Source organism: Haloferax marinisediminis (assembly GCF_009674585.1).
In the GTDB taxonomy this organism is placed as follows: Archaea; Halobacteriota; Halobacteria; order Halobacteriales; family Haloferacaceae; genus Haloferax; species Haloferax marinisediminis.
Genome location: NZ_WKJP01000001.1, coordinates 1,378,586 through 1,404,408 on the forward strand (window position 1 = coordinate 1,378,586; position 25,823 = coordinate 1,404,408).

Sequence of the window (25,823 nt, forward strand, 5' to 3'; positions counted from 1 at the left end):
GGTTCGAAAGTCACTTTAGGGGCGTAGTGGCAATGGCTCTCAATGGCACGAGAAACATGGGCGACACGGCTCGGGTTCATCCTCGCCGCTGTCGGAAGCGCAGTCGGCCTCGGGAACATCTGGCGGTTCCCGTGGCAGACCGCAGAAAACGGCGGAAGTGCGTTCCTCGTCGTATATCTCGGTATCGTACTCCTCGTCGGCGTTCCCGGACTCCTCGGTGAATTAGTCATCGGCCGACGCGCGAAGAAATCACCAGTCGGCGCACTCCGCGACCTCTCGGGGTCCAAAAAGTGGGGTTACGTCGGCGCCTTCTCCGTTATCACTGGCATCTCACTGTTGTCGTTCTACAGCGTCGTCGGTGGCTGGATTCTCCGGTACCTGCTCGAAAGCGGCGCCTCAGTCGTCGCTGGAAACCCTGCGTACTTCTCGAATCCCGGCCAGTACTTCGGTGGCGTCTCTGCCGGCGCCGACGCCGCAATCTACCACCTTCTGTTCCTCGGCTTGACTGCACTCATCGTCTTCGCGGGCGTCCGCAAAGGCATCGAACTCGGCACGAAAGTCATGATGCCGTCCGTACTCTTGCTCCTCGTCGGCCTCGCCGCGTGGGCCGCGACGCAACCAAACGCAGCGGCCGGGTACGCCTTCTTCCTCCGATTCGACCCCTCGGTTCTCACTGAGAACTTCTTCTCCATCCTCGGCCCCGCGGCTGGACAGGCGCTCTTTACGCTCTCGCTCGGCGCAGGGACGATGATTACCTACGCCTCCTATCTCGACGAAGACCGGTCGCTCCCCTTCGACGGCGCGGCAATCGCCGTCCTCAACACGAGCGTCGGTGTCATCACGGGCCTCGTCGTCTTCCCGCTCCTGTTCTCGCAGGGCATCAACCCCACTGAGACCGGTACTGGCCCCGGTGCGCTGTTCGTCGGCCTCGCTGGTGCGTTCTCGCAACTGCCCGCCGGCACGCTCATCGCGACCGCATTCTTCGCCGTCGTGACGCTCGCGGCGCTGTCGAGTTCTATCAGCATGCTCGAGATTCCCGTCGCGTTCCTCGTCGACGAGTATGACATCTCGCGCAAGCAGGCCGTCGTCGGCATGACCGCGCTCGTCGCCGTGACGGGGACTGTCTGTGCGTTCAACCCCAGCATCTTCGGCTTCGTCGCGGGCACGCTCGTCAACATCCTCCTGACCGCCGGCCTCGCAGCGTTCCTGCTGTTCGTCGGCTGGGTTATGGGTCGTGAAGCAGTCAGCGAGTTCACTGCGGGCGGTGGCGCCATCGCGGACGCGCTCGGCACGCCGTGGCTCTTCGCTGCCGGCGTCGTCCTGCCGCTGTTCCTCGTCTTTACGCTCCTCACTCACTTCGGATTGGACGCGAGCATCGGCTTCTGGCCGACGGTCGGCATCTCTGTTCTGGCGAGTGCCGCCGCGTTCGTCGGCCTGCGCCGACCCGAATCGGTCGTCTAATCGGATTCGACGGTCTTTTTCTTCCCTTCATCTCGACGCTGTCTGCCGGTTACACGCCGAGAACTATGATGATTGTTCGACCTAATATTCGACAGACGTCGAAGTAAGGGTTGCCGGATTGCGGAACTCCTTTGACCCCAGACTACGCACCGACGTTTCAATGAGCGAAGGTGGTCTGGCATGACGATGGAGGACCGGATCGACGAACTCCGTGAGAAGCGCGAAGAAGCACTGAAAGGCGGCGGTGAAGACCGAATCGCCTCCCAGCACGACAAGGGCAAGATGACCGCCCGCGAGCGTATCGACTACTTCCTCGACGACGGCACGTTCCAAGAGTTCGACCAGTTCCGAACCCACCGCAATCACAAGTTCGGAATGGAAGAGTCGAAACTCCCGGGCGACGGCGTCGTCACGGGGTACGGCGAGGTCGACGGGCGAACTGTGTTCGTCTTCGCCCACGACTTCACCGTCTTCGGCGGGTCGCTCGGCGAAGTGTTCGCCGAGAAGGTCTGCAAAGTGATGGACAAGGCGATGGAAGTCGGCGCGCCAGTCGTCGGGTTGAACGACTCCGCCGGCGCGCGCATCCAAGAGGGTGTCCAGTCGCTCGGTGGGTTCGGCGAAATCTTCCGCCGCAACACCGAGGCGTCGGGCGTCATCCCACAGATTTCGGCTATCATGGGCCCCTGTGCGGGCGGTGCCGTCTACTCCCCGGCGCTGACCGACTTCACGTTCATGGTCCGCGACACCAGCCACATGTTCATCACCGGCCCAGACGTCATCAAGACGGTCACCGGTGAGGAGGTCACCTTCGACGAACTCGGTGGCGCGACCACGCACACGGCGACGAGCGGTGTCGCCCACTTCGCCACCGACACCGAAGAGCAGGCGCTCGACGATATCCGACATCTCCTCTCGTATCTCCCCCAGAACAACGTCGAAGACCCGCCGCGAGTCGAACCGTGGGACGACCCAGACCGCGTCGACGACAATCTCGCAGAGGTCGTTCCCGACCAACCGCGGAAACCGTACGACATCCACGACGTCATCAGCGGCGTCGTCGACGAAGGGTCGTTCTTCGGCGTCCAGGAAGACTTCGCGAAGAACATCGTCGTTGGCTTCGGCCGTCTCGACGGCCACTCCGTCGGCATCGTCGCGAACCAGCCCCGTGTGAACGCCGGCACCCTCGACATCGAATCGTCGGAGAAGGCCGCGCGATTCATCCGGATGTGTGACTCGTTCAACGTCCCAATCCTGACGTTCGTGGACGTGCCCGGGTTCCTCCCCGGAACCGACCAGGAGCACAACGGCATCATCCGCCACGGCGCAAAACTCCTGTACGCTTACTCCGAGGCGACTGTCCCGCTGATGACGGTCATCACGCGCAAAGCCTACGGTGGTGCCTACGACGTCATGGCCTCGAAACACCTCGGTGCCGACGTGAACTACGCGTGGCCGACTGCCGAAATCGCGGTGATGGGGCCACAGGGTGCGGTCAACATCCTCTACCGAGACGAACTGGAGGCAGCCGACGACCCCGACGCCCGGCGCGACGAACTCATTCAAGAGTACCGCGAGGAGTTCGCCAACCCGTACACCGCTGCCGACCGTGGCTTCGTCGACGACGTCATCGAACCCGGCGAGACGCGAAAGCGACTCATCGCAGACCTGCAGATGCTGAAGTCCAAGCGCAAGTCGCAGCCGGACAAGAAGCACGGTAATATCCCACTATGAGCGACGAACTGCTCTCGGGCCTGTCGATTCCCGACGATGCAGACCCCGAAGAAGCCGCGGCCATCGCCGCCGCCGTCGGCGCACACCTCCACGACCAGCAGGTCGCAGCCGCGGCCGCCGCGGCCGACGACGAAGAGACGTGGAACGAGAAACGCTGGCAGTACGCCGGTCGCCTCGAATCGGTCAGCGGGTGTAGTCGGCGCGTCCCCTCGGGCGCACCGACGAACGCGTGGGCCGCATCCGGTCGCGTCGACCGGTTCTAACCGAGCGGTTTACTCGACTGACTTCTCTCTGTTTTCTTCTCCGACGATCTCCGGGTCGTCGACGATGACGCCATCGACGCCCCACTCGCGGAGTCGCTCGACAATCTCTCTATCGAGGACCGTCCACGCGTTGAGTTCGAATCCGGCGTCGTGTGCCTCGGCGACGCGCGCCGCCGAGAGCAGGTCGTAGTGCGGGTGGATAGCCACGCAGCCCAGTGCGTCCGCAGTGTGGAGTGCGTCGCCCCAATCGTGAGAGATGAGCAGTGCGACCGGAAGGTCGGTGGTCTCGCGAACCTCGCGGAGGGCATCCACGTCGAACGACGAAACGAGAACCTCGTTCGGCACGTCGGCGACGACGGCCACGAGGTCGGTCGCGAGTCCCGATTCTTTCAGTTCGACGTTGACGGCGACGCTCTCAGGGAGTGCCTCGAACACCTCGGTGAGCGTCGGAATCGACTCGTCGGAGTCGTCGACGCGGAGGTCGCGGAGTTCCGTGAGACTCGCGTCGGCGACGGGACCGGTCGCGTCGGTCAATCGGTCGAGTGTCTCGTCGTGGAAGACGACGAGTTCGCTGCTCCCGCAGCGCCGAACGTCGAGTTCGACCCAGTCGAGGCGGTCGCTAGCGGCGCGGAACGCAGCGAGTGTGTTCTCGGGCGCGAGTGCGGGACAGCCGCGGTGACCGATGACGCGCATAGGGCGTGGTCGCACGACGACGGCGTAAACCCTTTCGTCAGCAGTGCGCTGGTGCGCTCGCGTGGCCGGCGCTACCGCTCCCGACGCGGGTGGAGAAGAGTAGTCGCAGAGAGAATCGTCTGCTTCGAATTTACGCGGTCTGAGCGCCCTTCTTCCGGGTGATGTAGCCCGCGATGCGGTTGCGGACGCTCTTCGACTCCACCGTCGTCAGTTGACTGACGCTGTCCTTGTTCGTCTCGAAATCCGTGTTGAACGCCTGCGGGTACCGTTCCAGCAGGATGTTACCAAGCTGCTTGACGTACTTGGGCTTGATTGCCATGTGCGGAATTTCCCCGGACGAACACTAAAACGATTCGTTCCGTCTTTGCGAGGCCCGTTCGCGCCACCCTGTCAACTCGTCGATTCGTGCGAACGCGTCGCGCTCTCTCGGTCCGCCGCACTTCTCGACCGTCTCTGCGAAGTACGCGAGTCGAGAGAGCAGTTCGTCGGTGTCGAACGCGGGCACGTCGAGGCGAGAGGCGGCGACAGTCGCGTCGACGACGGCACCGAACCCACGGTTGATGGTGAACGGGCGTGTCGCCTCGACACCAGCATCGGCCGGCCTGAGTTCCCAGCGTTCCCACCGTGTTCCGCCGTCTTCACCCGACTCCACCTGTGTCACTTCGACTTCCACCCACGCGTCGGCAGAGTCGAGGACAGGCGACTCCGTCTCTCGAATCGTCATCGCAGCCTCCACGAAATCCACAGGGTCGGTGACGAACTGGACGACGCCGCGACCCTGTCGGTGGAAGTTCCGCCGCGTTCGAGTGTTGCCCCACGTCGTCGCCGTCACCGGTTTGTCGGCGTCCGCGGGTGCGTGGAGACCGAGTGCGGCGACGTTCCACAGGTCGTTCGGCCCGAGTGTGGCCACGACCGATTCGGTGACGCCGCGGAGGTCGACCGGCCACTCGACTTCGGTTTCGGACTCGTCCGCACCCGGTTCGGCAGTCACAACGGGACCCCCCGCTCTAGCGCGACGAACGTCGCCGCACAGACGATATCGGCCGTCGTCCCGGGATTGATTCCGTCGGCGACGAACGACTCGGCCAGTTCCTCGGCCTCGTCGAGGTCGGAGACGGCGGCCGCACGGTCCATCACGTCGCGCGCGACTGCCTCGCCGTGGTTCGTCACGACGAGTGTGTCCGGTTCCTCGGTGAGCAACTCCAGAAACGCCCGCGCGACTCGGTCGGTGACTGGCCCCTCGTCGGCCAGAATCGACTCTGCAGCGCGGAACGTGCGGGCGAAGCCACCGGTCCACTCACGGGCGTTGGCGTCTCCCTCGGCGCTGAGTTCCATCACGTCGAACAGCGTGAGCGACTGTGCACGCAGGGCCGACTCCGCATCTGCACCGCGGCGGACGTCGAGGTCAGGGGCGTCCTCCGGCGGGTCGCCCACGGCCACGTCGACGTGTTCGAACGCCCGATAGAACGACACCGCGTCGTCGACAGTCGTCGATTCGGCGACGTCGGTCACGCCCACCGGCGAGAGTTCGCCCACTGCAGCTGCCCGAACGAGCGGCACGAGAAGCAGGAGACAACCGAACTGTGTGTTGCCCCCTCCCTGTCTGCTCATGCCGGCGACGGCCGTCTCGAACGCCTCGCCGACTGCCGCGCCATTCTCGGCACGTCGAAGCCCGTCCGCAGAGCCGACGGCCCCAGTCAGGAAGTGCTCGAAGTGGAGGTCAGAGAGGTCACGACGGCGGTCCACGTTGCCCGGTTTTGGTGTTCCGGCGACTTCGAGGAGTAAGGCGAGTTCGGCGTGTCGTGCCGGGCCGAATCCTCGGTCTGTGACTGGATGCGTCGTCATCGGGCGGACACCCCCGATTCGTCGGTTGAGTGTGTGTGGTCTTCGTTTTCGAACCACTCGTCGACGGCCTGCTCGACTCGACGCAGAACCGCCGGGTCGTCGCTTGGCCGACCCACGCTGACGGCGTCTGCACCGTACCGAAGGTACTCGTGTGCGGTCGCTCTGTCTCGGACGCCGTTGTTGGCGACGACGAACAGGTCAGGTTCGGCAGCGACGATGTCGGCGATGACAGACTCGGAGTCCATCGCGTCGACGTGAAGCCACGAAGCGCCTGAGTCTGCGAGTGTCGGGGCGAGTTCGGGAAGGGAGACGCCGTCGACTTCGGCGCGGACCTTCACACCGACCGGTGCGTCGGCTTCGGCCGCGGCAGCGACGTACTCGACGAGTCGGTCGGTGTCGCGGAGGAGTGACTCACCACAACCGATAGCGCAGAGTTCCTCCTGTCGGCAGTGTGCGTTCACTTCGACACCAGCACCGTGGTCGGCGCAGACCGCTGCGACGTCCCGAATCGGGGCTGCTGACGTGGCGCGCACGTTGACGGCGACGAAGCAGTCTATCTCCTCGACTGCAGTGAGTTGGTCTGCGACGAACGCGACTGGGTCGTCGGTGAGGAACTCTGAGCGTCCCCGAGCGACGAGTGCGCGGGCAGCCTCCTGTGTAGTCTGGTCGATGGCGACGCCACCGAGGAACGCCGCGCCGACGTGTGGGGCGGCCGTGCGGGCCCAGTCGGCGTCAGATTCGCCGCTGAGGCTCGCCACAGCGAGCCGAGGGGAGAACATCACGACACCTCCGCGAGTGCATCTTCGACCGCGCGAGCGACCCGTGCGGCGTCTTCAGGGCCGTCGATTCGGGTGTCTGTCCGGACGACCGGTCTGTCGAGGTCGGTCCCGTCGTCGTCGTCGAGGACGAACGCGTCCGCGAAGGGGTACGCCTCGGCGACGCCGGCCGTCGAAGGGTCGTATCCCACGCCGGCCATGAGGTCTGCGGCGGGACCGGAGAACACCTTGTCTTCGACGAAAGGTGAGACAGCGACGACGGGCGTTTCGGCAAGCGCATCGCGGAATCCGTCGAGGGCGAGCATCGGGCCGATGCTCGTGACGGGGTTCGACGGGCCGACGACCACAGGGTCGGAGAGTGCGTCGGCGACCTCGTCGGTGATTCGTGCGTCGTCTGCACCGCGGAACTCGACGTCGTGAACCGCGGGTTCGGCACGGCGGTGGACCCAGTACTCCTGAAAGTGCATCGTCCCTTCGTCGGTGTGGACGAGCGTCGCCACGGGGTCGTCGCTCATCGGGAGGAGCGAGACGCTGAGGTCGAACGCATCCGCGAGGGTCCGTGTGACTTCGGTGAGTGAGCGCCCTTCGTCGAGAAGCGACGTGCGAGTGATGTGGACTGCGCGGTCGCGGTCGCCGATTTCCATGAACTCCGCGATGCCAGAGAAGCGTCGCCAACGGGCGATGTCGCGTCCGGCGGTCTGTGCGTCGGCAGAGAGATATCGCGGCCCGAATTCGAGACCCGCGGCGTCGGCGAGCCGGTGGAGTTCGTCGTCGGTTTCGGTGGTGTCGTCGGCGATGCCCCACCAGCGGTCAGTATCGAGGACACCGCCGCCCCAGAAGAGAACAGTGTCCACGTCGGGACAGACGAGGTGGCCGCCGAGTTCCACGTCGTCACCCGTGTTGGCGACGACAGTCGTCTCGGCAGGGTCGAACACCTCGCCAGCACCGTCGAGGAGTTTGGGGGTGCCCGTGCCCCCAGCGAGGAAGGTTACCATGCACGGCCGTAGGGTGAGTGTCGGTTTGAAAGTTCCCTCACCGGAAGGTGAGACTCACGGACCGCTGCGGTACGCCACGGATACGTCGAAGTTCGACGGCATCACCTGCCCAGCGACGGCTTTCCGGACGAAGTAGCCAGAGAATCCGGCTATCAGCGCGGTTCCGAGAGCGCACATGACTCCCACGATGCGAAGTTCGGTGAGGCCGCTGAGGAGACTTACTCCCACCAGAGATGCTGCAACGAGGACCGAAAGCCCGGCCACGGCGAGCAAGAAAAGCCCGAATACGCTCCCGAGTGCAGATTTCAGGCTCATGCTGGGTCGTTTGGCCTGTCGTTGTAAACTACTTGTGGCGGCTGACCACGTGACAGACCAGCACGAATCACAGCACGACTATCGTCTCAGATGAGAGAAAGTATTCTATGGCACAGTCCCCGCCAGCTCCTCGGTCTATCGCGCTCGTCGCGCTCGTCGTCGTCCTCGCTGCCGTCAGTAGCGCCTTTCTCTTCGCTGACTTCGAAGCCGCAACGTTCCAAGCCTCGACCGACACGACGACCACCGCAGGTGGAACGAACCTCGATTCGCTTCCACCAGTGACGAACGGCTACCTCGTCGTCGACGCACCCGACGCCATCCGCGACGACCTGACCAGTGAACTCGTCGCCGCCTTCGAGCGCGAAGGAATCACGCTCGAACCGACGGCAGCGCGGGGCTCGTACGACCGGCCCGTCGTGGTCGTCGTCGTCGACGAATGGAGTCCGCGCTGGAACCCCGTCGCCCCGTCGGGGGCCGTGATGTGGCGTGCCGCGTTCGACGCCGGTGGGCACGGCGAACACATCGAAGCAGGACTCTCCGATGGCTCGTTCGTGTTCAACTCGACGACGGGGCCAGACATCGCGGGGTCTCTCGATGCGACAGTCGAGGTCTCTGCTTCTGGTGCCGTCTCTCGGCCAGCCTACCGGAACCAACTCCTCGACGCCGTCGCCAACACGACGGCCGAACAGGTCGCCGGACAGTTCGAACAGGGACGGTAACGCCGTTCGACTGAACGGTTGGGGTATTTGACACTCGTCGCACAAGTGTCGGTATGACCGCCGTCAAAGACAGCGTCCACGACTACATCACACTGGACCCCGTGGCCGCGGAACTCGTCGATACGCCCGAGTTCCAACGACTTCGGCACATCAAGCAGCTCTCGACGGTTCGTCTCGTCTACCCCTCTGCGAGTCACACCCGATTCGAACACAGTCTCGGCGTCTACCACCTCGCCTCATGCGCCCTCTCGCACCTCGGCATCGACGGTGACCGTGCCGCACACGTCCGTGCTGCTGCGCTCCTCCACGATATCGGTCACGGGCCGTACGGCCACCAGACAGAAGACCTGATTCGCCGTCGAACCGGCCGCGACCACGACGAGATTCACCACCTGCTCGACGGCACAGCAGTCGGTGACGTGCTCGAATCACACGGCCTCTCTCCGTCGCGCGTCGCCGACCTCGTCGCCGGCGATAGCGGACTCGGCCAACTCGTCTCGGGTGAACTCGACGTCGACCGGATGGACTACCTCGTCCGCGACGCCCACCACACGGGCGTCCCCTACGGCACTATCGACCACGGCCGACTCGTCCGCGAACTCCGCTATCGCGATGACGAACTCGTCCTCGCCGAAGGCAACGTCCAGACCGCAGAGTCACTGCTCCTCGCTCGGGCACTGATGAACGGAACCGTCTACCGACACCACGTCTCGCGAATCGCCGGTGCGATGCTCGAACGGGCGTCTGAACGACTCGTTGACGATGCCGTCCCCCTCGAAGAGTTCGTCCGGATGGCGGACCACGATTTGCTCGTCGCCCTCGACACGCACGTCCCAAAACTCGGACAGCGCATCGAGTGCCGGAACCTGTACAAGCGAGCCGTCTGGGCACCCATCGATGCGGTCCCGACGAACGTGGTCGACTTCGACGCCGAGGCCGCACGAGCGGCAGCGCGTGAAATCGCCGACATCGCCGACGTCCCGTTCGATTCGGTCATCGTCGACGCGCCGTCACGGCCGCGAATCAAGGAATCACGGTCACGCGTGGTCGTCAACGGGGTCGTCCGGCGACTCGAAGACGCGTCCGAACTCGTGGGGGCACTCCGTGCTGCTGAGCGGGCTCAGTGGCGACTCGGTGTCTACGCCCCGGAAGCGGTTCGCGACGAGGTTGCGGCCGCCGCCGTCGACGTCCTCGACGTACCTGTGCGTGCGACGAAATAGGTGGAGCGACGCGACAGGTGTGGCGACGCGAGTGTGACGACGCTCCCCTGTCGTTCCAAAGCGGCGGCAGGAGGCACGACGGTTCCCCCCCCTCTGCTGTATGTGTTGAAATTCCCAATAAACAGAAGAAATTGACCAGAATATACGAATTTTACACCAGTATTGTCGGAAGTTCTTGGAAAGTGTCTAAGATATTTATTATCGTTCCCATCGATATGACTTCCATGGCAATTAACTGGCGTGCAGTCCTATACGGCTTCGCTACGTACATCGTCCTCGGCCTGCTCAGTGGCTTCGTTATCCCGTTCACAGACGTCGCTCTTCCGGTACTCGGTGCAGGTCTCTCGGGACTCATCGCGGGTGGCGTCTCCGGCTATTACAACAACCGCAGCACCATGAGTGACGCGACGCACGGCGCACTCGGTATCGTCATCGGTGCCCTCATCGTCGGCATCATCCTGACCGTACTCGGAACGCTGGTCGCAGGGATCTTCGGCCTCGGTGCCGGCCTCGGCCTCCTGACCCTCATCTTCGTCGCGGGCATCCCCGGCGCCGTCGGTGGTGTCGTCGGCGGGTACCTCCACCGCGGCCGCGAAGACCGCATGGGCCGCCCGACCGCCTGAGACGTTCCACTATCCTCGCTTTTGGGTGTCTGCTCGACTGAGCCCGGAGCTTCGTCTTTCACTCTCTGCCCGACCCTTTTTAGCCGATGACGGCCGAATGACCCTCCATGACGACCATCAAGGACAGCGTCCACGACCACATCGAAGTCGAGGGCGCGGCCGAGGCCCTCCTCGATACGCCGGAGATGCAACGACTTCGGCGTATCAAGCAGTTGGGGACGGTCCAACTCGTCTACCCATCCGCGAACCACACGCGGTTCGAACACAGCCTCGGCGTCTACCACCTCGCGTCCCGTGCCCTCTCACACCTCGGTATCGAAGGCGACGCCGCCGCACACGTCGAGGCCGCAGCCCTCCTCCACGACGTCGGTCACGGTCCCTACAGCCACAACATCGAGGACGTGACGCACCGGCACACTGGGAAGTACCACGACGACGTCGCGGGACTCGTCACGAGTGGAAACGTCGGCGAGACGCTCGAAGAAGAAGGTCTCGACCCGAAGCGCGTCGCCGACCTCATTGCAGGCGACGGCGAGTTCGGCCAACTCGTCTCGGGTGAACTCGACGTCGACCGGATGGACTACCTCGTTCGTGACGCCCACCACACGGGCGTCCCCTACGGCACCATCGACCACGAGCGACTGATTCGTGAACTCGCGTTCGTCGACGGCGAACTCGTCCTCGCCGAAGGCAACGTCCAGACGGCGGAGTCGCTGCTCCTCGCTCGGGCACTGATGAATCCGACCGTCTACCAACACCACGTCGCGCGTATCTCGAAGGCGATGCTCCGGCGGGCGTCCGAGCAACTCCTCACCGAACCGGATATCTCGGCCGACGGACTTCGCCGGATGGACGACTACGACCTGTTGGTCGCACTCAGGCTCACCCCCTCGACCAGCGAGTTCGCCGAGCGCCTCGCCACTCGCAATCTGTACAAACGGGCCGTCTGGGCAGAAATCCCGGACGTTCCCGACTCGGTCATCGACGCTGACCACGAGACGAAAGCGGCGTTCGAACGGGAGATTGCAGACCGTGCAGACGTCGCCACCGACTCGGTCATCCTCGACGTCTCTTCGCGGCCGTCGATGACGGAGTCGTCGTCGCGGGTGATGGTCAACGGAGAGATTCGACAGTTAGAACGCGAATCACCGCTCGTACAGGCACTCCGGACCGCCCAAGAACAGCAGTGGCGACTCGGCGTCTACGCGCCGAGAGGAGAGACAGACCGCGTCGGGCGCGCCGCCGCAGACGTTCTGGGACTCGATATCGACGGGGCACTCGTCTCGGAGGTCAGACGCAATCTCAACACGACGCTCGACGAGTTCGAGTAGCGTCGTCGTGTTCGTCGGCGAACCGGGTGTGGTCGTTTCGAGACGAGAGTTTCAAGCCTCGGGGTGACGGATTCGAGAACAATGCACCTCGAGGGAACCGTACTCCGCGGCCGCGAGTTCGAACCGGTCGAGGGACGGGTCGTAGTCGAAGACGGGACGATAACCAACATCGAGGAGACGGAGACTGACTCGACGGACATCATCCTCCCCGCGTTCGTCAATGCGCACACGCACCTCGGCGACTCTATCGCGAAGGAAGCGGGCGAAGGCCTCTCGCTCGACGACCTGGTTGCGCCACCAGACGGACTGAAACACCGCCTGTTGCGGGCGGCGAGCACCGAGGAGAAAGTCGCCGCGATGCACCGGTCGCTGCGGATGATGGAACGCGGTGGAACCGCCGCCTGTCTCGAGTTCCGCGAAGGCGGCGTCGAAGGCGTCGATATCATCCGACAGGCGCTCGACGGGCGCGACATCGAAGCCGTCGTCCTCGGCCGCGAGACCGAGGCAGCGATGGAAGTGTCGGACGGGTTCGGTGCCTCGGGCGCTCGTGACGCCGAGTTTGGCGAACTCAGAAATGCCACGGACAACGCCGGCAAACTGTTCGGCATCCACGCCGGCGAACGCGACTCGCTCGACATCAACCCCGCGTTGGACCTCGACCCCGACTTCCTCGTCCACATGGTCCACCCAGAACCGCTCCACCTCGAACGCGTCGGCGACAGCGAGATTCCAATCGTCGTCTGCCCGCGGTCGAACCTCGTCACGGGCGTAGGCGTCCCGCCGATTCGTGAACTCGTCGAACGCACGACAGTCGCCCTCGGGACGGACAACGTGATGCTGAACAGTCCCTCGATGTTCCGCGAGATGGAGTTCACGTCGAAACTCGCCGCCGTACCCGCGGCCGAAGTCCTTCGGATGGCGACCATCAACGGCGCCGACATCGCCGGCCTGAACTATGGCCTCGTGGAGGAAGGCCGCGACGCGAAGTTACTCGTCCTCGACGGCGACACAGACAACCTCGCCGGCGCCAAAGACGTGGTCCGCGCCGTCGTCCGTCGTGCCGGGATGGCGGACGTGAAAGACGTCTATCTCTGACGGCGGCGGACGCTCGCACTGAACCAGCGGTAGCCCGCTTCTCCGACGTACTCTCGGAGTCGCTCTGCTGTCACAAAGTGTTATTACTGCCTGTCGCAATATGTCATCAAGTGACATGGTGCTGTACGACCGAATTATCGTTCCAACCGATGGGTCTGCGGGGTCCGGACGTGTTGCGACACACGCTGCAAAACTCGCTGCGGTCCACGATGCGGAACTACACGGGGTGTACGTGATCAACGCCGGGAGCTTTGCGGGACTCCCGATGGAGTCGTCGTGGGAGGGCCTCGACGACCTGTTGCGTTCGGACGCCGAGGCGGCGCTCGAACTGGTAGAGCGTGCGGCCGAACGCGAAGGTGTCCAGGTCGAAACACACGTCCTCGAAGGGACACCGAGTCGAGAAATCGTCGAGTTCGCCGAGCGCGGCGGGTGCGACCTCATCGTGATGGGGACACACGGCCGTGGTGGCATCGACCGCCTCCTCCTCGGGTCGGTCGCAGAGAAAGTCGTCCGCGCGTCGTCGGTCCCGGTGTTGACCGTCCGTATCGATGCTGACGAAGAAACGCCTGCCGACGTGGGGGGCGACACGACTGGCGAGTCCACCACAGACGCCTCCGTCGACGCCGACAACGCAGCAGACCCGACCGCCACGGCAGACGGCGAAGAGTAGAACGGTCGTCTTCTCAGTGCCCCTCGTCGGCCACTGGCCGCAGATGTTCGCAGTCACCAGCGTGGACTCGGACGTCGCCTTCGTCGGTCTGGACGATGAGCGTCCCGGGATGTTCGACGTCGACTGCCGTTCCTTCCACGATGCTGCCAGCAGTGTGGACACGGACTCGTCTGCCGAGCGTGTCTGCTCGCTCGCGCCACGCCGGAAGGACGCCGTCGAGGTCCGCTCGGAGTTCGTCGAAGCGTTCGAGCACTCGCTGTACGAAGATACGACGTTCGACCGCCCCCGACTCGGCGGCGACACTCGTCGCTCCTTCGGGGAGCGTCTCCGGGTCGATGTTGACGTTGATGCCGGTTCCGATGACTACCCACGAGACTCGGTCGGCCTCGCCTTCCATCTCGGTGAGGATGCCGCAGAGTTTTTTGTACCCTAGCAATTCCGATTTTGGCGAGTCAGATGACGCATCGCTCGCTTCGCTCACGATGACACCGTCGGACGCTGGCGCGCCCGACGAGCGATTGTTCGCTTCGCTCACAATCACATCGTTCGGCCACTTGATACTTGCATCCACCCCGGCCTCACGCGCCGCATCACACACGGCGATGGCCATCGCGAGCGTGTACAACGGCGCGAACGCGGGAGGTTCCTCAGGACGGATGAGCAGACTCATCCAGACACCGCCGTCGGGTGAAGTCCACACTCGACCCTTTCGGCCTTTGCTGGCGGACTGTTCTCGGGCGACGACGACCACGTCGCTCGCACCTTCGTCGGCGAGTTCGCGGGCCCGAGTGTTCGTGGAGTCGAGCACGTCGTGGAACTCCACGTCGTAGTCGGCCTCCAGTCCGTACTCGATCGCGGGGCCGCCGTACTCCGGCACGTCGGTCACGACGTAGCCCTCGTCGTCGCTCTCGACGCCAAATCCTTCGTCCCGGAGCGACTCGACGTGTTTCCAGACGGCAGCGCGGGAGACACCGAGTCGGTCGGCGAGTTCGGGACCGGAGACGGGACCTTCGGCGAGTGCGGCGAGGAGGGCGCGTCGCGTGTCGCTCATGGAGTGTGCTACTGCAGCGCGGGAAAAGAGGTTCGCGGTTCCTGACTCGTCTCGGAACGTGTGCGTGTTCCGGTTATTCGAGGACGAGGAGCACGTCGCCCATGTCGACGCTGTCGCCCTCGCCGACGAGGACTTGCGTGACGGTGCCGCCGCGCTCGGCAACCACGTCGTTTTCCATCTTCATCGCTTCGAGGACGCAGACGGTGTCGCCGGGTTCGACTTCGTCGCCTTCCTCGACGTCGACAGAGAGGATGGTTCCCTGCATCTCGGCGGTGACGGACTCGCCGTCGCCCTCGATGACTTGCTGGTCGTCGTCACCGTCGTCACGGCGCTTGCGCGGACCGGACGGCTTGGATGCGGCTCCGGCACCACCGAGTGGGATGGCGGGCGCGCCGCGTTCTTCGAGGCTGACCTCGAAGCGCTTGCCGTTGACTTCGACGGTGAACGTCCGTTCGGTGACGTCCTCTTCGTCGTCGTCGCCGTTGACTGCGTCCGGTGCCCAGCGCTCGACGGCGGCCTCGATACGGTCGCGGTCGAGGACTTCGTCGAGGTACTTCGTCGTGTGGGTTCCTGCGCGGAACTCCTCGTCGGTGAGCATGAGGCGGTGGAACGGGATGACCGTGCGCAGTCCCTCGATGTCGAACTCGGCGAGCGCGCGCTCGGCGCGGGCGAGCACTTCCGTGCGGTCCGAGCCGGTGACGATGAGTTTCGCAATCATCGAGTCGTAGTCGCCTCCGATTTCGTCGCCCTGACGGACGGCGTCGTCCATGCGGATGCCGATACCACCCGGTGGGTCGTACGTCGTGAGCGTGCCCGTCGCGGGCGCGAAGTCCTTCTCGGGTGCCTCCGCGTTGATACGGAACTCCATCGAGTGGCCGTCGATTTCCACGTCTTCCTGCGAGAAGTCGAGTTCCTCACCGGCGGCGACGCGAATCTGCCACTTCACCACGTCGAGACCCGTCACTTCCTCCGTGACGGTGTGTTCGACCTGGATACGCGTGTTGACTTCCATGAAGTAGAACTCGCCGTCTTCGACGAGGAACTCCACCGTCCCGGCGTTGGTGTAGTCTGCGGCGCGGACACCGCGTCGGGCGGCCTCGCCGATACGCTCGCGCAGGTCGTCGTCGAGTGCGGGCGACGGTGCCTCCTCGATGACCTTCTGGTGACGGCGCTGGAGCGAGCAGTCACGCTCGCCGAGGTGCCGGACGTTTCCGTGCTCGTCGGCGAGAATCTGCACTTCGATGTGCCGCGGCGCTTCGAGGTACTTCTCGACGTAGACGGAGGCGTTGTCGAAGTACGCCTCACCTTCGCGCTGGGCCGTCTCGAACTGGTCTTCCACTTCTGCTTCGGAGTGGACGACCTTCAGACCGCGGCCACCACCGCCACCTTCGGCCTTGATGGCGACTGGGTAGCCGTAGTCGTCGGCGACGGCTTTCACGTCCGCGGCGGACTCGGCGGGTTCGGTCGTCCCGGGGACGACCGGCACGTCTGCATCCTGCATGAGGGCGCGGGCCTTCGTCTTCTCACCGAGCCGTTCCATCGCGTCTGCGGACGGGCCAATCCACTTGAACTCGGAGTCTTCGACCTTCCGGGCGAACGCGGCGTTCTCGGCGAGGAAGCCGTATCCCGGGTGGATAGCGTCGGCACCGGCCTTGCGGGCGGCCTCGATGACCGACTCGTGGTCGAGGTAAGAGTCGGCCGCACGGGCGGGACCGATGTTGTACGCTTCGTCGGCGTAGCGCACGTGCCCACCGTGCTTGTCGGCCTCGCTGTAGACGGCGACGGTTCGGACTCCTAACTCCTCGCACGCACGCATGACGCGCACTGCGATCTCGCCTCGGTTGGCGACGAGAACCTTGCTGAACATTTGCGGTAGTCTTTCAGGGAACTGCACGTTATTCTATCGGTTTCCACAACGCACGTCGGTATCCTGTTCGACGATTGCCGATTTGTGTGTTCGACCGTGATAGAACCCGCGAGACCGCGGTTCTGTGGAAATAATTGGGGAGAATATCGGCTCGAATCCAAACGGCCTTATGCGTGTGACACACTACGACACGGGTAATGGCAGTACGAGTCGGAATTCTCGGTGCAACCGGTGCAGTAGGACAGCGATTCATCCAACTCCTCGAAGACCACCCCACGTTCGAACTCGCGGCGTTGACGGCGAGTGAGTCCAGTGCGGGCAAGCGGTACGACGAAGCCGCGAAGTGGCGCGTCAATACGCCCATCCCGGAGGACGTCGCCTCGATGGAAGTCGGCCGAACGGACCCGGCGGACGTTCCTGACGACATCGACCTTCTCTTCTCGTCGCTCCCCTCTTCCGTCGCCGCTGAGGTCGAACCCGAGTTCCTCGAAGCGGGCTACGTCGTCTCGTCGAACTCCTCGAACGACCGCATGGCACCCGACGTGCCGCTGACGATTCCCGAAATCAACCCCGACCACCTCGACCTCATCGAAGTCCAGCAGGACGAACGTGGCTGGGACGGCGCGCTCGTGAAGAACCCGAACTGCTCGACGATTACGATGGTTCCGACGCTCGCCGCGCTCGACCAGTTCGGTCTCGAACGCGTGCACGTCACGACGCTGCAGGCAGTCTCCGGTGCAGGGTACGACGGCGTCACCTCGATGGAGATTATCGACAACGCCATCCCGCACATCGGTGGCGAAGAAGAGAAGATGGAGACCGAGTCGCGCAAGCTCCTCGGTTCCTTCGACGGTGCAGAAGTCGCCCTCCACGACGCCGAAGTCAACGCGTCGTGTAACCGCATTCCGACGCTCGACGGCCACCTCGAAAGCGTGTTCGCAGACCTCGCAGCGGACGCCTCGCCCGAGGATGTCGCAACCGCGATGCGCGAGTTCCCCGGTGTCGACCTCCCGAGCGCTCCCGAGCAACTCATCCACGTCTTCGAAGACAACTACCGTCCGCAACCCCGCCTCGACCGTGACCGCGGCGACGGCATGCAAATCTCCGCCGGTGCGATTCAGGAGACGCCGAACGGCGTGAAGTACAACTGTCTCGCGCACAACACGATTCGTGGCGCGGCCGGTGCCTCCGTCCTCAACGGCGAACTCCTCGTCGAAGAAGGCTGGATTTAATCTAGAACCACCTGTCTCCGGCGCGTTCTTCTTCGTCTTCGGTGCGTCGCCACTCCTCGGAGAGGAGGCCGTAGCGCAACACGTCCACGTGTTCGCCGTCGACGAAGCCCTGTTCCCGGTGGACGCCTTCCTGCTGGAATCCGGCCTTTTCGAGGACACGAACGGACCCCGGATTCGTCTCGTAGGCGTTCGCGTACACTTTGTTCAGTCGCCGCTCACCGAACGCGTATCCGCAGATGGTCCGAAGCGCATCTGTCGCGTACCCATTGCCCCAGTGGTCCGGTGCGACGATGTAGCCGACTTCGACTGCGCCGTTGACCACGTTCGGTGGCTTGAGTCCGATAGTCCCGACCGGGTCGCCGTCGTCGCAGATGACGAAGTTGATGTTGTCGTCGGTGCCGCGTGACTCGACCCACTCGCGTTCGTTCGTCCGCGTTACCGGGTCGACAGCGGCGATACCACGACGGACGCGCGGGTCGTTGACCATCTCGTGGAAGAAGTCGATGTCTGACTCGTCGACGGTTCGGAGTTCGACGGCGTCGCCTTCGAGGAACAGTGCGCCGGGCATACGTACGCTATCGCCGAGCGCGTATTTTAAACTCCGCTCACGGCCACGGCGCCCAGTCAGACACCGTTTTCAGTGTGCGCCAACCGAACGTCGTACATGACACGGCGAGGGAAAGAGACGGCCCTCACTGCGGGCCTAATGTTTGCTGTGTTGGGGTTCGTCGCGTGGGCCACTGGGTCAGCGTTCGTCTTCCCGAGTCTCGGTCCGTCCGCGTTCGTCCTCGCCTTTTCGCGTGAGGGTGAGCGGCCGAACGGACGTCGAGTTATCGGGGGACACGTCGTTGGAGCAGTCGCTGGATTCCTCGCCTACACGCTTCTCGCAGCAGGAGTGACGCTCACCGCATCCCTCCCTGCATTTTCTTTCGCAGGCTTCCGACTCGTCGCCAGCGCCATCCTCTCTGTCGTCGTGACGAGTTGGGGGATGGTCGCCACCGACACCGTCCACGCGCCGGCGTGTGCGACGACGCTCATCGTCTCACTCGGATTGCTCTCGACACCGGTCGAAGTCGGAATCATCGTGGTGAGCGTCGTGCTCCTCGTGGGAGTCTCCGTGGGGCTCGCTCAGTGGAGCGTGCTGGGGTTCAGCTGACCAATCTGTCGCTCGGTGGACGTCGATTGAATCACGCTCAACGTCGTGTCCACGTCGAAGAGAGTCGAAGAATCGTGACTCTAGGTTAAGCCTGTCAGTGACGTTAGAGTACGTGATTATGCGTGTTCAGATACTTACCGTTCTCGTCGCACTACTGCTCGTCATCGCAGGGTGTACTGGTGCGCCAACCGACACCTCGACGGCGGCACCATCTGGCGGTAGTGGAGACAGCGGCGGAACGGGTGGTTCCGGAGGGGCAGGCGACTCTGACGGCGACACAGACGGGTTCGACGTCAGCGACTCGGAGGCCCAACTCCGTGCTGCAGGGAGTTTCACGAGTACGTGGTCGTTGACGATGGTCGATTCGACGGGCGAAGAGTCGGTACTCACCAACACGTACTACGTGGACCTCGAAGCGAACCGGACGAGTGAGACGTTCACTATCTCCGGGGCCGATGAAGGCGTGAGTTACGAGCGATTCATCGCCGACGGAACGAGTTACACCAGACTCGGAGACGACACCGAGGCGTTCTATCAGGTCCTCCCAGCGGATGACAACCAGGTCGAGTACGCGTTGGCACGCGGGGCGTCGTTCTCGTACGACGACTTAGAGGACGCCACGTTCGTCGGCACCGAGACGTTCGACGGTGTCGCAGTCGACCGCTACGAGTACACCGACCCCACCCTCTGGCGTCAGTACGGCGTCACCGCGCTCGGGCCCGACGAGAACGTGACGATAACCGACTTCACGCTCGTCGTTCTCGTGGACGAAGACGGCCTCGCTCGCTCGTCGAGTTGGGACCTTCGCGGCGAAACGGAAGACGGTGAGCCCGTCTCTGCCGAGTGGCGCTTCGAGTTGACCGACGTCGGGACGACGTCCGTCACCGACCCTGCATGGTTGGACGAGGCGCGCACGGGACAGACGACTGTGACGTACTGAGTCGCCGCTTCGATTCCGAACGAAGAGGCTACCTTTCTCAACGACGGGGTGGAGTACAATGACACTCGAGGACGACGCTCGGGAGTACCACCGCGCGGACCCGCCCGGGAAGATAGAGATTGCGACGACGAAACCGACGAACACACAGCGCGACCTGAGCCTCGCGTACTCGCCCGGTGTGGCAGCACCGTGCCGCGATATCGCCGACGAACCGACGCTCGCCTACGAGTACACCGCGAAGGGGAATCTCGTAGGTGTCGTCTCCAACGGGAGTGCCGTCCTCGGTCTTGGAGACATCGGCGCGCAGGCGTCCAAGCCAGTCATGGAAGGAAAGGGCGTCCTGTTCAAACGCTTCGCCGACATCGACGTGTTCGACGTCGAACTCGACATCGCCGACCCCGACGCGTTCGTCCAGAGTGTCGCGGCGATGGGCCCCACGTTCGGCGGCATCAACCTCGAAGACATCAAAGCCCCCGAGTGCTTCGAAATCGAGCACAAACTCCGCGAGCGGATGGACATTCCCGTCTTCCACGACGACCAGCACGGGACGGCTATCATCTCTGGCGCGGCGTTGCTCAACGCCGTCGACGTCGCCGATAAGGAGCTTTCTTCCCTCGAAGTCACCTTCGCGGGGGCGGGTGCTGCGGCGACGGCGACCGCTCGGTTCTACGTCTCACTCGGCATCCCTCGTGAGAACATCACGATGTGCGATATCGACGGCATTCTCTCAGAGAGACGCGCTGACGCAGGCGAGCTCAACGAGTACACCGAACCGTTTGCCCGTGGCGTCGAAGACGGCTCTCTCGAAGACGCGATGGAAGGCGCCGACGTGTTTGTCGGTCTCTCTGTCGGTGGCATCGTCTCCCAAGAGATGGTCCAGTCGATGGCGGACAACCCAATCATCTTCGCGATGGCCAATCCGGACCCCGAAATCACCTACGAGGATGCCAAGAGCGCCCGTGACGATACGGTCATCATGGCGACGGGCCGGTCTGACTATCCTAATCAGGTGAACAACGTCCTCGGATTCCCGTTCATCTTCCGCGGCGCGCTCGACGTTCGTGCGACCGAAATCAACGAGGCAATGAAGCGCGCCGCCGCCGAAGCGCTGGCGAACCTCGCTCGGCAAGACGTTCCAGACGCCGTCGTCAAAGCCTACGGCGACGAACCGTTGCAGTTCGGCCCCGACTACCTCATCCCGAAACCCCTCGACCAGCGCGTCCTCTACGAAGTCACACCCGCCGTCGCGAAGGCGGCGATGGACAGTGGGTCCGCTCGCCTCGAACGCGATCTCGACGAGTATCGCGAGGAACTCGAAGCGCGTCTCGGGAAGTCCCGCGAGATGATGCAGGTCGTCCTCAACAAGGCGAAGTCGGACCCCAAGCGGGTCGCCCTCGCCGAGGGGGAAGACGAGAAGATGATTCGGGCAGCCTACCAGATGCAAGAGGAGGGAATCGCCGACCCGATTCTCATCGGCAACACGAGGCGTATCCTCCGCAAAGCCGAAGCACTGGGCCTCGACTTCGACCCCACCATCGCCAACCCGCACGACGGAGACTGGGGTCACTACACGGACCACTTGTACCAGAAACGACAACGTAACGGCCTCACGCGTGTCGAGGCGGCCGAACTCGTCGGGCAGGACTCGAACTACTTCGCCAGCGTGATGGTCGATATCGGTGACGCCGACGCGATGCTCACGGGGCTCACCCACCACTACCCATCGGCACTTCGCCCGCCACTGCAGGTCGTTGGCACCGCCGAAGACGCCAACTACGCGGCCGGTGTCTACATGCTGGCGTTCAAGAACCGCGTCATCTTCTGTGCGGACGCGACGGTCAACCTCGACCCCGACGAGGAGGTGCTCGCCGAGGTGACGAAACACACCGCTGAACTCGCCCGCCGGTTCAACGTCGAACCGCGTGCGGCGCTCCTATCGTACTCCAACTTCGGCAGTGTGGACAACGAAGGGACTCGGAAACCGCGGAACGCGGTGAAACTCCTGCACGACGACCCCGAGGTTGACTTCCCCGTCGACGGTGAGATGCAGGCCGACACGGCGCTCGTCGAAGAGATACTCACCGGCACCTACGAGTTCTCTGACCTCGACGACCCCGCGAACGTGCTCGTGTTCCCGAACCTCGAAGCGGGCAACATTGCCTACAAACTCCTCCAGCGACTCGGCGGTGCCGAGGCAATCGGACCGATGCTCGTCGGCATGGACAAACCGGTGCACGTCCTCCAGCGTGGCGACGAAGTGAAGGACATCGTCAATCTGGCTGGTGTGGCCGTCGTGGACGCTCAGCAGTAAGGTCGAACCCGCAGAGACGCGTTTTTAGACGGTGTTTATCTGCGGGAAGGTCGTCTCGTCGTTCAACCGTGGGGTTCAGAAAGACGACCCGAACGCCCCTTGGTTCCCAATTACGTTGGAAAGTTCGGAGAGTGACTCTTGGAAGAGTGTTCTGCTGATTCGCTTCGTCTCCCCTGAGTCGGGGACGTGAATCTCGATGTGGTCGAACCCGGCGTCGTATCTATCGAAAAGGAGGGCCGAGGTCATCGTCGAACGCGTGTCTTCGAATTCCTCTTGTTCGATGACGAGTGTGTTACCCGACTCGTGCACATCGTACACCTCGATATCGTACGCATCAGCAATGTTCTGTACGGTGTGCTCGATTTCCAGGCTATCCATGGGCGGGCATCCAATCAGAGTTTGATAAAAATTTCCTTTTGGATACGACAGAATTGATGTTGGGAGTGTTACACGAATTGTGGCTTTTCGATGCCGGGCTCGACGCGCAGCGTCGTGCAGAATTTCCCGACGCAACTGGATTCTCGCCGGAGTCCTGACGGACTCGCGGCAGGATATGCAACCCTATTGTACCGCGAGCCGAGCGTAGCGAGGCCTCGCGGCTCTTTTTGGTCCAGATTTTTTCGAGGCGGGTTCCCGCAACGAGCCGAAGGCTCGTGAGGAAACCCAACGAGGAAAAAGGTGGAGTGGGACCGCTGAGAGTCGAACTCAGGTCCTACCGACCCCATCGGCAGAGGATACCACTACCCCACGGTCCCAGGGTGCATTCAAAGCGATGCGTGTCTTGCGGTTAAGCCCTTCGTTTCGTTGTCGGACTGCGGCGGTCTATCGTGCTATCAGCTCGCAGTCTGAAGACCAAATTACACCCGAGCCAGCTGACCCGTCGCGACTGTCTCAGACCAACACGCGTTCTAACGAGACGACTTCGCCAGCGTCGGCGTCGGCATCGCCGACGAGTTTCCCGAGACAGACGGCCGACCCGTTTTCGGTGTAACACGCGACGAGGTCGCCGCGGCCTGCGTCGTCGTCCACATCGAACACACCGGGGGCGTAGACCGGCGCACCGTTGGCGACTTCGCGGGCGGCGCTGTTGGCAATCGTGACCGACGGGATGTGCGTCAGTGCCCGTTCGGCCGGGAAGACGAGGTCGCGAATCCACGACTCGTCACCCTCTTGGGCGAAGACGAGGGCGTCTTTGAGGTCGTGGAGGTCAACGAGGTCCGAGTCGTCGAAGGGGTCCGTCGCGGTTCGGCGCAGGTGACCCATGTGACCACCGGTTCCGAGTGCGAGGCCGAGGTCGTGACACAGTTTTCGGATGTAGGTTCCGGACTCACAGCGAATGCGCAAGAGGGCCTGTCGGTCCTTCACTTCGAGGAGGTCGAGGTCGTAGATTTCGCGGACGCGGAGGCGACGCGAGACGGCCGATTTTCGTGGTGGCTTCTGGTAGAGTTTGGTCTCGAACTCCGCGACGGTCGATTCGATGTCGGCTGGTGCAGGGCCGTGCAGTTCGAGTACCGAGACGTACTCTTTCGACCCTTCGAGGAACACCTGTGCCATTCGGGTCGCGTCGTCGAGGAGAATCGGGAGACAGCCAGTGACCTTCGGGTCGAGAGTTCCCGAGTGGGCGGCCCGGTCGAGTCCTGCCATGTCGCGGACCCACCCAGTCACCTGGTGGGCCGACGGCCCCGGTGGCTTGTCGAGGTTGACGACGCCGAACGAGAGGAGTTCGTCGACGCTTCTGTCTTCGGGTGGGGTTCGGAGCATGGTTAGAAGTCGTAGCGGACGCCTTCGACGGGGTATTTTCCTTCGTCGTCGTCGGGGTCGTAGGCTTCGACCGCGGCGGTGATGATTGCAGGTACTTCAGATTCGCCCCAACGGGCCGTGTTGAGCGTGATATCGTAGATAGAGAGGTCGGTGATGTCGATGCCGTAGTACTCCTCGTAGCGGAGTGCTTCGCTCGCCTCGCGAGTGGTCGTCTCTTCGCGTGCGACGTCGGCGGGCTTGTCCTCGCGGTCGGCGATTCGTTCTGCGCGAACGTCCACGGGGGCGTCGAGCCAGAGACGAAGGTCTGCGGCGTCGCCTGCGAGCCAGCCAGCGAGTCGCGATTCGAGAAGCACGTCGTCGCGTTCGAGTGCGATATTGCGGAGGCGTCGGTCGAGGTCGCGGTCGATTTGGTCGTCTTCTTCGGCGAGTTTGTTGAACTCGACCGCAGACATGCCGCGTTCGGCGGCGAGTTCACGGAAGATGTCGCCGCCGCTGATGTGTTCGAGGTCGAATGCCGCAGCGAGTGCAGCGGCAGTCGTGCTCTTTCCGCTGCCCGGTGGCCCGGAAACAGTCAGTAACATATCTATGCTCCGTTGGGTTCACTAAAAGAGGTTATCGTTGGCGTCGGCCCCTGTGGGGGCTTCTCACGCCTGTCGAGGAAAAATCGAAACGGCTGCTTACGAAGCCGACGGGGTCATGTCGATGTTGAGCCCCTTGCGGATGATCTGGGTGAACCCCATCGAGCAGAGGAAGTACCAGACAATCCACGCCTGCATCGGTCCGATGACGCCAGTCGTCCACTCGACCTGCCCGACCATCGGGAGCACGAGCGGTTCGAGCGTGACGTGCGGCTGGGCGTTCGCGCCGCCGACACCGATGGCCCAGTACATCCAGAGGAACACCGGGATGGTGAGGAACATAATCCAGACCATCGGGCGGAACTGCTCTTTGAACATGCCCATCTGGTCGCCCATCGCTTCCATCTGCTCTTCCTGGATTTTCTCCAGTTCGGCGTCGTTACCCTCTTCGCGGGCTTTCTTCTGCCGTTTCTGGATGTCCTTCATGCGCTCTTGGTAGACGGACATCTTCTCCATGTCCATGAGGTTCGCCTGCAGGAGCGTGGAGTACAGCCCCGTCGCGAGTGCGAGAACCATCACGACGGCGTAGAACGGGAGCAACTCGGCCAGCGGTCCGAGGAAGACGTCCATGACGCCGCCGATGACGTTGCGGACCTGGGCGACAGAGTAGCCGAGGAACAGACCAACAGTCACGACTGCTGCGCCCTTGTCGTACTTCGACCACGACGAGTCGCCAGTGTCGGTCGACGAGGAAGACGAGGACGAAGCCACTGACGAGGAGCCGGACGACGAGTCGTCGTCTTCGAGGCCAGCGCGGGTCGCCGTCACGTCTGCAAGCCGGAAGCCTTCGTCACCGTCGACGAGGATTCCTTTCTCGATGAGGCGGCCCCACTGACCGCTCGTGAGCTCGTCGCGGACGTCGGCCCACTCGACTTCGCCGTCGTCCGCCCGTTCGAGGACGGTCTCGACGGCGGCGCGCATGTCGGAGTCCGAGCCGACGAGGTCGCGCACCTTAGATTCGATTCGTGCCATTACCGACTCCTTAGCAACCGGCCGTTATCAAGGTTTTACTCTCCGGGCGTGAGCGTGCACAGCTCCGACACGCGACGTTCCTGTCCGAACCACCGCAAAAAACAGTGTGAGTGTCCCGATGATGCGTCGTCGGTGACGCCACCAGAACTCGAAACGGT

Annotated in this window: 27 protein-coding genes and 1 tRNA gene; 13 read left to right on the forward strand and 15 right to left on the reverse strand. The window is 63.4% G+C overall.

Annotation, left to right across the window (positions count from 1 at the left end; genetic code table 11):
* Positions 1-42 precede the first annotated feature (42 nt).
* From GJR98_RS07095 to GJR98_RS07105, 3 genes are all read left to right on the forward strand, one after another.
* Positions 43-1,461, forward strand: a complete 1,419-nt coding sequence (locus GJR98_RS07095) for a sodium-dependent transporter (RefSeq protein ID WP_151136843.1) — start codon at positions 43-45, stop codon at positions 1,459-1,461.
* 186 nt (positions 1,462-1,647) lie between these two features.
* Positions 1,648-3,192: an acyl-CoA carboxylase subunit beta gene (locus tag GJR98_RS07100; RefSeq protein ID WP_151136845.1), complete on the forward strand. Its 1,545-nt coding sequence runs from the start codon at positions 1,648-1,650 to the stop codon at positions 3,190-3,192.
* A complete protein-coding gene (locus GJR98_RS07105; protein ID WP_151136847.1) occupies positions 3,189-3,455 on the forward strand; it encodes an acc operon protein in 267 nt (88 codons plus the stop codon). The genes GJR98_RS07100 and GJR98_RS07105 overlap by 4 nt, the downstream gene beginning before the upstream one ends.
* A 9-nt stretch (positions 3,456-3,464) precedes the next feature.
* On the opposite strand, the gene GJR98_RS07110 is transcribed toward GJR98_RS07105, so the two are convergent.
* The 7 genes from GJR98_RS07110 to GJR98_RS07140 all read right to left on the reverse strand — a co-directional run bounded on the left by GJR98_RS07110 (position 3,465) and on the right by GJR98_RS07140 (position 8,079).
* Positions 3,465-4,148: a glycerophosphodiester phosphodiesterase gene (locus tag GJR98_RS07110; protein WP_151136849.1), complete on the reverse strand. Its 684-nt coding sequence runs from the start codon at positions 4,146-4,148 to the stop codon at positions 3,465-3,467.
* A 130-nt stretch (positions 4,149-4,278) separates the two neighbouring features.
* Positions 4,279-4,467: a 30S ribosomal protein S17e gene (locus GJR98_RS07115; protein WP_151136851.1), complete on the reverse strand. Its 189-nt coding sequence runs from the start codon at positions 4,465-4,467 to the stop codon at positions 4,279-4,281.
* 24 nt (positions 4,468-4,491) lie between these two features.
* Positions 4,492-5,139 (reverse strand): DUF447 domain-containing protein, encoded by a 648-nt coding sequence (locus GJR98_RS07120; RefSeq protein WP_151136853.1) that lies wholly within the window; start codon positions 5,137-5,139, stop codon positions 4,492-4,494.
* On the reverse strand, positions 5,136-5,993 hold the full coding sequence (locus GJR98_RS07125) for a triphosphoribosyl-dephospho-CoA synthase (RefSeq protein WP_151136855.1): 858 nt from the start codon (positions 5,991-5,993) through the stop codon (positions 5,136-5,138). Before GJR98_RS07125 ends, GJR98_RS07120 begins: the two co-directional genes overlap by 4 nt.
* Complete coding sequence (locus GJR98_RS07130) at positions 5,990-6,772, reverse strand: tRNA-dihydrouridine synthase (protein ID WP_151136857.1); 783 nt, start codon at positions 6,770-6,772, stop codon at positions 5,990-5,992. The genes GJR98_RS07125 and GJR98_RS07130 overlap by 4 nt, the downstream gene beginning before the upstream one ends.
* The gene (cofD, locus tag GJR98_RS07135; RefSeq protein WP_151136859.1) at positions 6,772-7,764 is read right to left on the reverse strand and encodes a 2-phospho-L-lactate transferase; all 993 of its coding nucleotides are present in this window, start codon (positions 7,762-7,764) and stop codon (positions 6,772-6,774) included. The genes GJR98_RS07130 and cofD overlap by 1 nt, the downstream gene beginning before the upstream one ends.
* A gap of 54 nt (positions 7,765-7,818) precedes the next feature.
* Positions 7,819-8,079 (reverse strand): hypothetical protein, encoded by a 261-nt coding sequence (locus GJR98_RS07140; RefSeq protein ID WP_151136861.1) that lies wholly within the window; start codon positions 8,077-8,079, stop codon positions 7,819-7,821.
* 107 nt (positions 8,080-8,186) lie between these two features.
* Between GJR98_RS07140 and GJR98_RS07145 the strand changes: the two genes are divergently transcribed.
* The 6 genes from GJR98_RS07145 (at position 8,187) to GJR98_RS07170 (ending at position 13,737) form a co-directional block, all read left to right on the forward strand.
* Complete coding sequence (locus tag GJR98_RS07145) at positions 8,187-8,798, forward strand: hypothetical protein (protein WP_151136863.1); 612 nt, start codon at positions 8,187-8,189, stop codon at positions 8,796-8,798.
* A 53-nt stretch (positions 8,799-8,851) separates the two neighbouring features.
* Positions 8,852-10,018 carry an HD domain-containing protein gene (locus GJR98_RS07150; protein WP_151136865.1) on the forward strand — a complete coding sequence of 389 codons (1,167 nt, stop codon included), beginning with the start codon at positions 8,852-8,854 and terminating at the stop codon, positions 10,016-10,018.
* Positions 10,019-10,242: 224 nt separating this feature from the next.
* A complete protein-coding gene (locus tag GJR98_RS07155) occupies positions 10,243-10,641 on the forward strand; it encodes a DUF5518 domain-containing protein (protein ID WP_151136868.1) in 399 nt (132 codons plus the stop codon).
* A gap of 107 nt (positions 10,642-10,748) precedes the next feature.
* A complete protein-coding gene (locus GJR98_RS07160) occupies positions 10,749-11,972 on the forward strand; it encodes an HD domain-containing protein (RefSeq protein WP_151136870.1) in 1,224 nt (407 codons plus the stop codon).
* Positions 11,973-12,053: 81 nt separating this feature from the next.
* On the forward strand, positions 12,054-13,067 hold the full coding sequence (locus GJR98_RS07165) for an amidohydrolase family protein (protein ID WP_151136872.1): 1,014 nt from the start codon (positions 12,054-12,056) through the stop codon (positions 13,065-13,067).
* A 115-nt stretch (positions 13,068-13,182) separates the two neighbouring features.
* Positions 13,183-13,737, forward strand: a complete 555-nt coding sequence (locus tag GJR98_RS07170; protein ID WP_151136874.1) for a universal stress protein — start codon at positions 13,183-13,185, stop codon at positions 13,735-13,737.
* A gap of 13 nt (positions 13,738-13,750) precedes the next feature.
* Here the strand turns inward: GJR98_RS07170 and GJR98_RS07175 are convergent, their stop codons facing one another.
* A complete protein-coding gene (locus GJR98_RS07175; protein WP_151136876.1) occupies positions 13,751-14,788 on the reverse strand; it encodes a biotin--[acetyl-CoA-carboxylase] ligase in 1,038 nt (345 codons plus the stop codon).
* A 73-nt stretch (positions 14,789-14,861) separates the two neighbouring features.
* Complete coding sequence (gene pccA, locus GJR98_RS07180) at positions 14,862-16,655, reverse strand: propionyl-CoA carboxylase biotin carboxylase/biotin-carboxyl carrier subunit (RefSeq protein WP_151136877.1); 1,794 nt, start codon at positions 16,653-16,655, stop codon at positions 14,862-14,864.
* 197 nt (positions 16,656-16,852) lie between these two features.
* Here pccA and asd point away from each other — a divergent pair, with 197 nt between their 5' ends.
* Positions 16,853-17,887 carry an aspartate-semialdehyde dehydrogenase gene (asd, locus tag GJR98_RS07185; protein ID WP_151136878.1) on the forward strand — a complete coding sequence of 345 codons (1,035 nt, stop codon included), beginning with the start codon at positions 16,853-16,855 and terminating at the stop codon, positions 17,885-17,887.
* Position 17,888: 1 nt separating this feature from the next.
* Here asd and GJR98_RS07190 read toward each other — a convergent pair whose 3' ends face one another.
* Positions 17,889-18,455 (reverse strand): GNAT family N-acetyltransferase, encoded by a 567-nt coding sequence (locus GJR98_RS07190; protein WP_151136879.1) that lies wholly within the window; start codon positions 18,453-18,455, stop codon positions 17,889-17,891.
* A gap of 96 nt (positions 18,456-18,551) precedes the next feature.
* Here GJR98_RS07190 and GJR98_RS07195 point away from each other — a divergent pair, with 96 nt between their 5' ends.
* From GJR98_RS07195 to GJR98_RS07205, 3 genes are all read left to right on the forward strand, one after another.
* Positions 18,552-19,043, forward strand: coding sequence for an HPP family protein (locus GJR98_RS07195; protein WP_151136880.1), 492 nt, complete (start codon positions 18,552-18,554; stop codon positions 19,041-19,043).
* A gap of 118 nt (positions 19,044-19,161) precedes the next feature.
* The gene (locus tag GJR98_RS07200) at positions 19,162-19,983 is read left to right on the forward strand and encodes a DUF7537 family lipoprotein (protein WP_151136881.1); all 822 of its coding nucleotides are present in this window, start codon (positions 19,162-19,164) and stop codon (positions 19,981-19,983) included.
* 58 nt (positions 19,984-20,041) lie between these two features.
* Positions 20,042-22,294, forward strand: a complete 2,253-nt coding sequence (locus GJR98_RS07205) for an NADP-dependent malic enzyme (RefSeq protein WP_151136882.1) — start codon at positions 20,042-20,044, stop codon at positions 22,292-22,294.
* A gap of 75 nt (positions 22,295-22,369) precedes the next feature.
* Here the strand turns inward: GJR98_RS07205 and GJR98_RS07210 are convergent, their stop codons facing one another.
* The 5 genes from GJR98_RS07210 to GJR98_RS07230 form a co-directional block, all read right to left on the reverse strand.
* Positions 22,370-22,672, reverse strand: coding sequence for a hypothetical protein (locus GJR98_RS07210; protein ID WP_151136883.1), 303 nt, complete (start codon positions 22,670-22,672; stop codon positions 22,370-22,372).
* 306 nt (positions 22,673-22,978) lie between these two features.
* Positions 22,979-23,049 (reverse strand) — tRNA-Pro (locus GJR98_RS07215).
* A gap of 136 nt (positions 23,050-23,185) precedes the next feature.
* Complete coding sequence (locus GJR98_RS07220) at positions 23,186-24,055, reverse strand: RNA-guided pseudouridylation complex pseudouridine synthase subunit Cbf5 (RefSeq protein WP_151136885.1); 870 nt, start codon at positions 24,053-24,055, stop codon at positions 23,186-23,188.
* 2 nt (positions 24,056-24,057) lie between these two features.
* A complete protein-coding gene (gene cmk, locus GJR98_RS07225) occupies positions 24,058-24,636 on the reverse strand; it encodes a (d)CMP kinase (RefSeq protein ID WP_151136887.1) in 579 nt (192 codons plus the stop codon).
* A 96-nt stretch (positions 24,637-24,732) separates the two neighbouring features.
* Positions 24,733-25,665, reverse strand: a complete 933-nt coding sequence (locus GJR98_RS07230; RefSeq protein WP_151136889.1) for a DUF106 domain-containing protein — start codon at positions 25,663-25,665, stop codon at positions 24,733-24,735.
* Between the last annotated feature and the right edge of the window lie 158 nt (positions 25,666-25,823).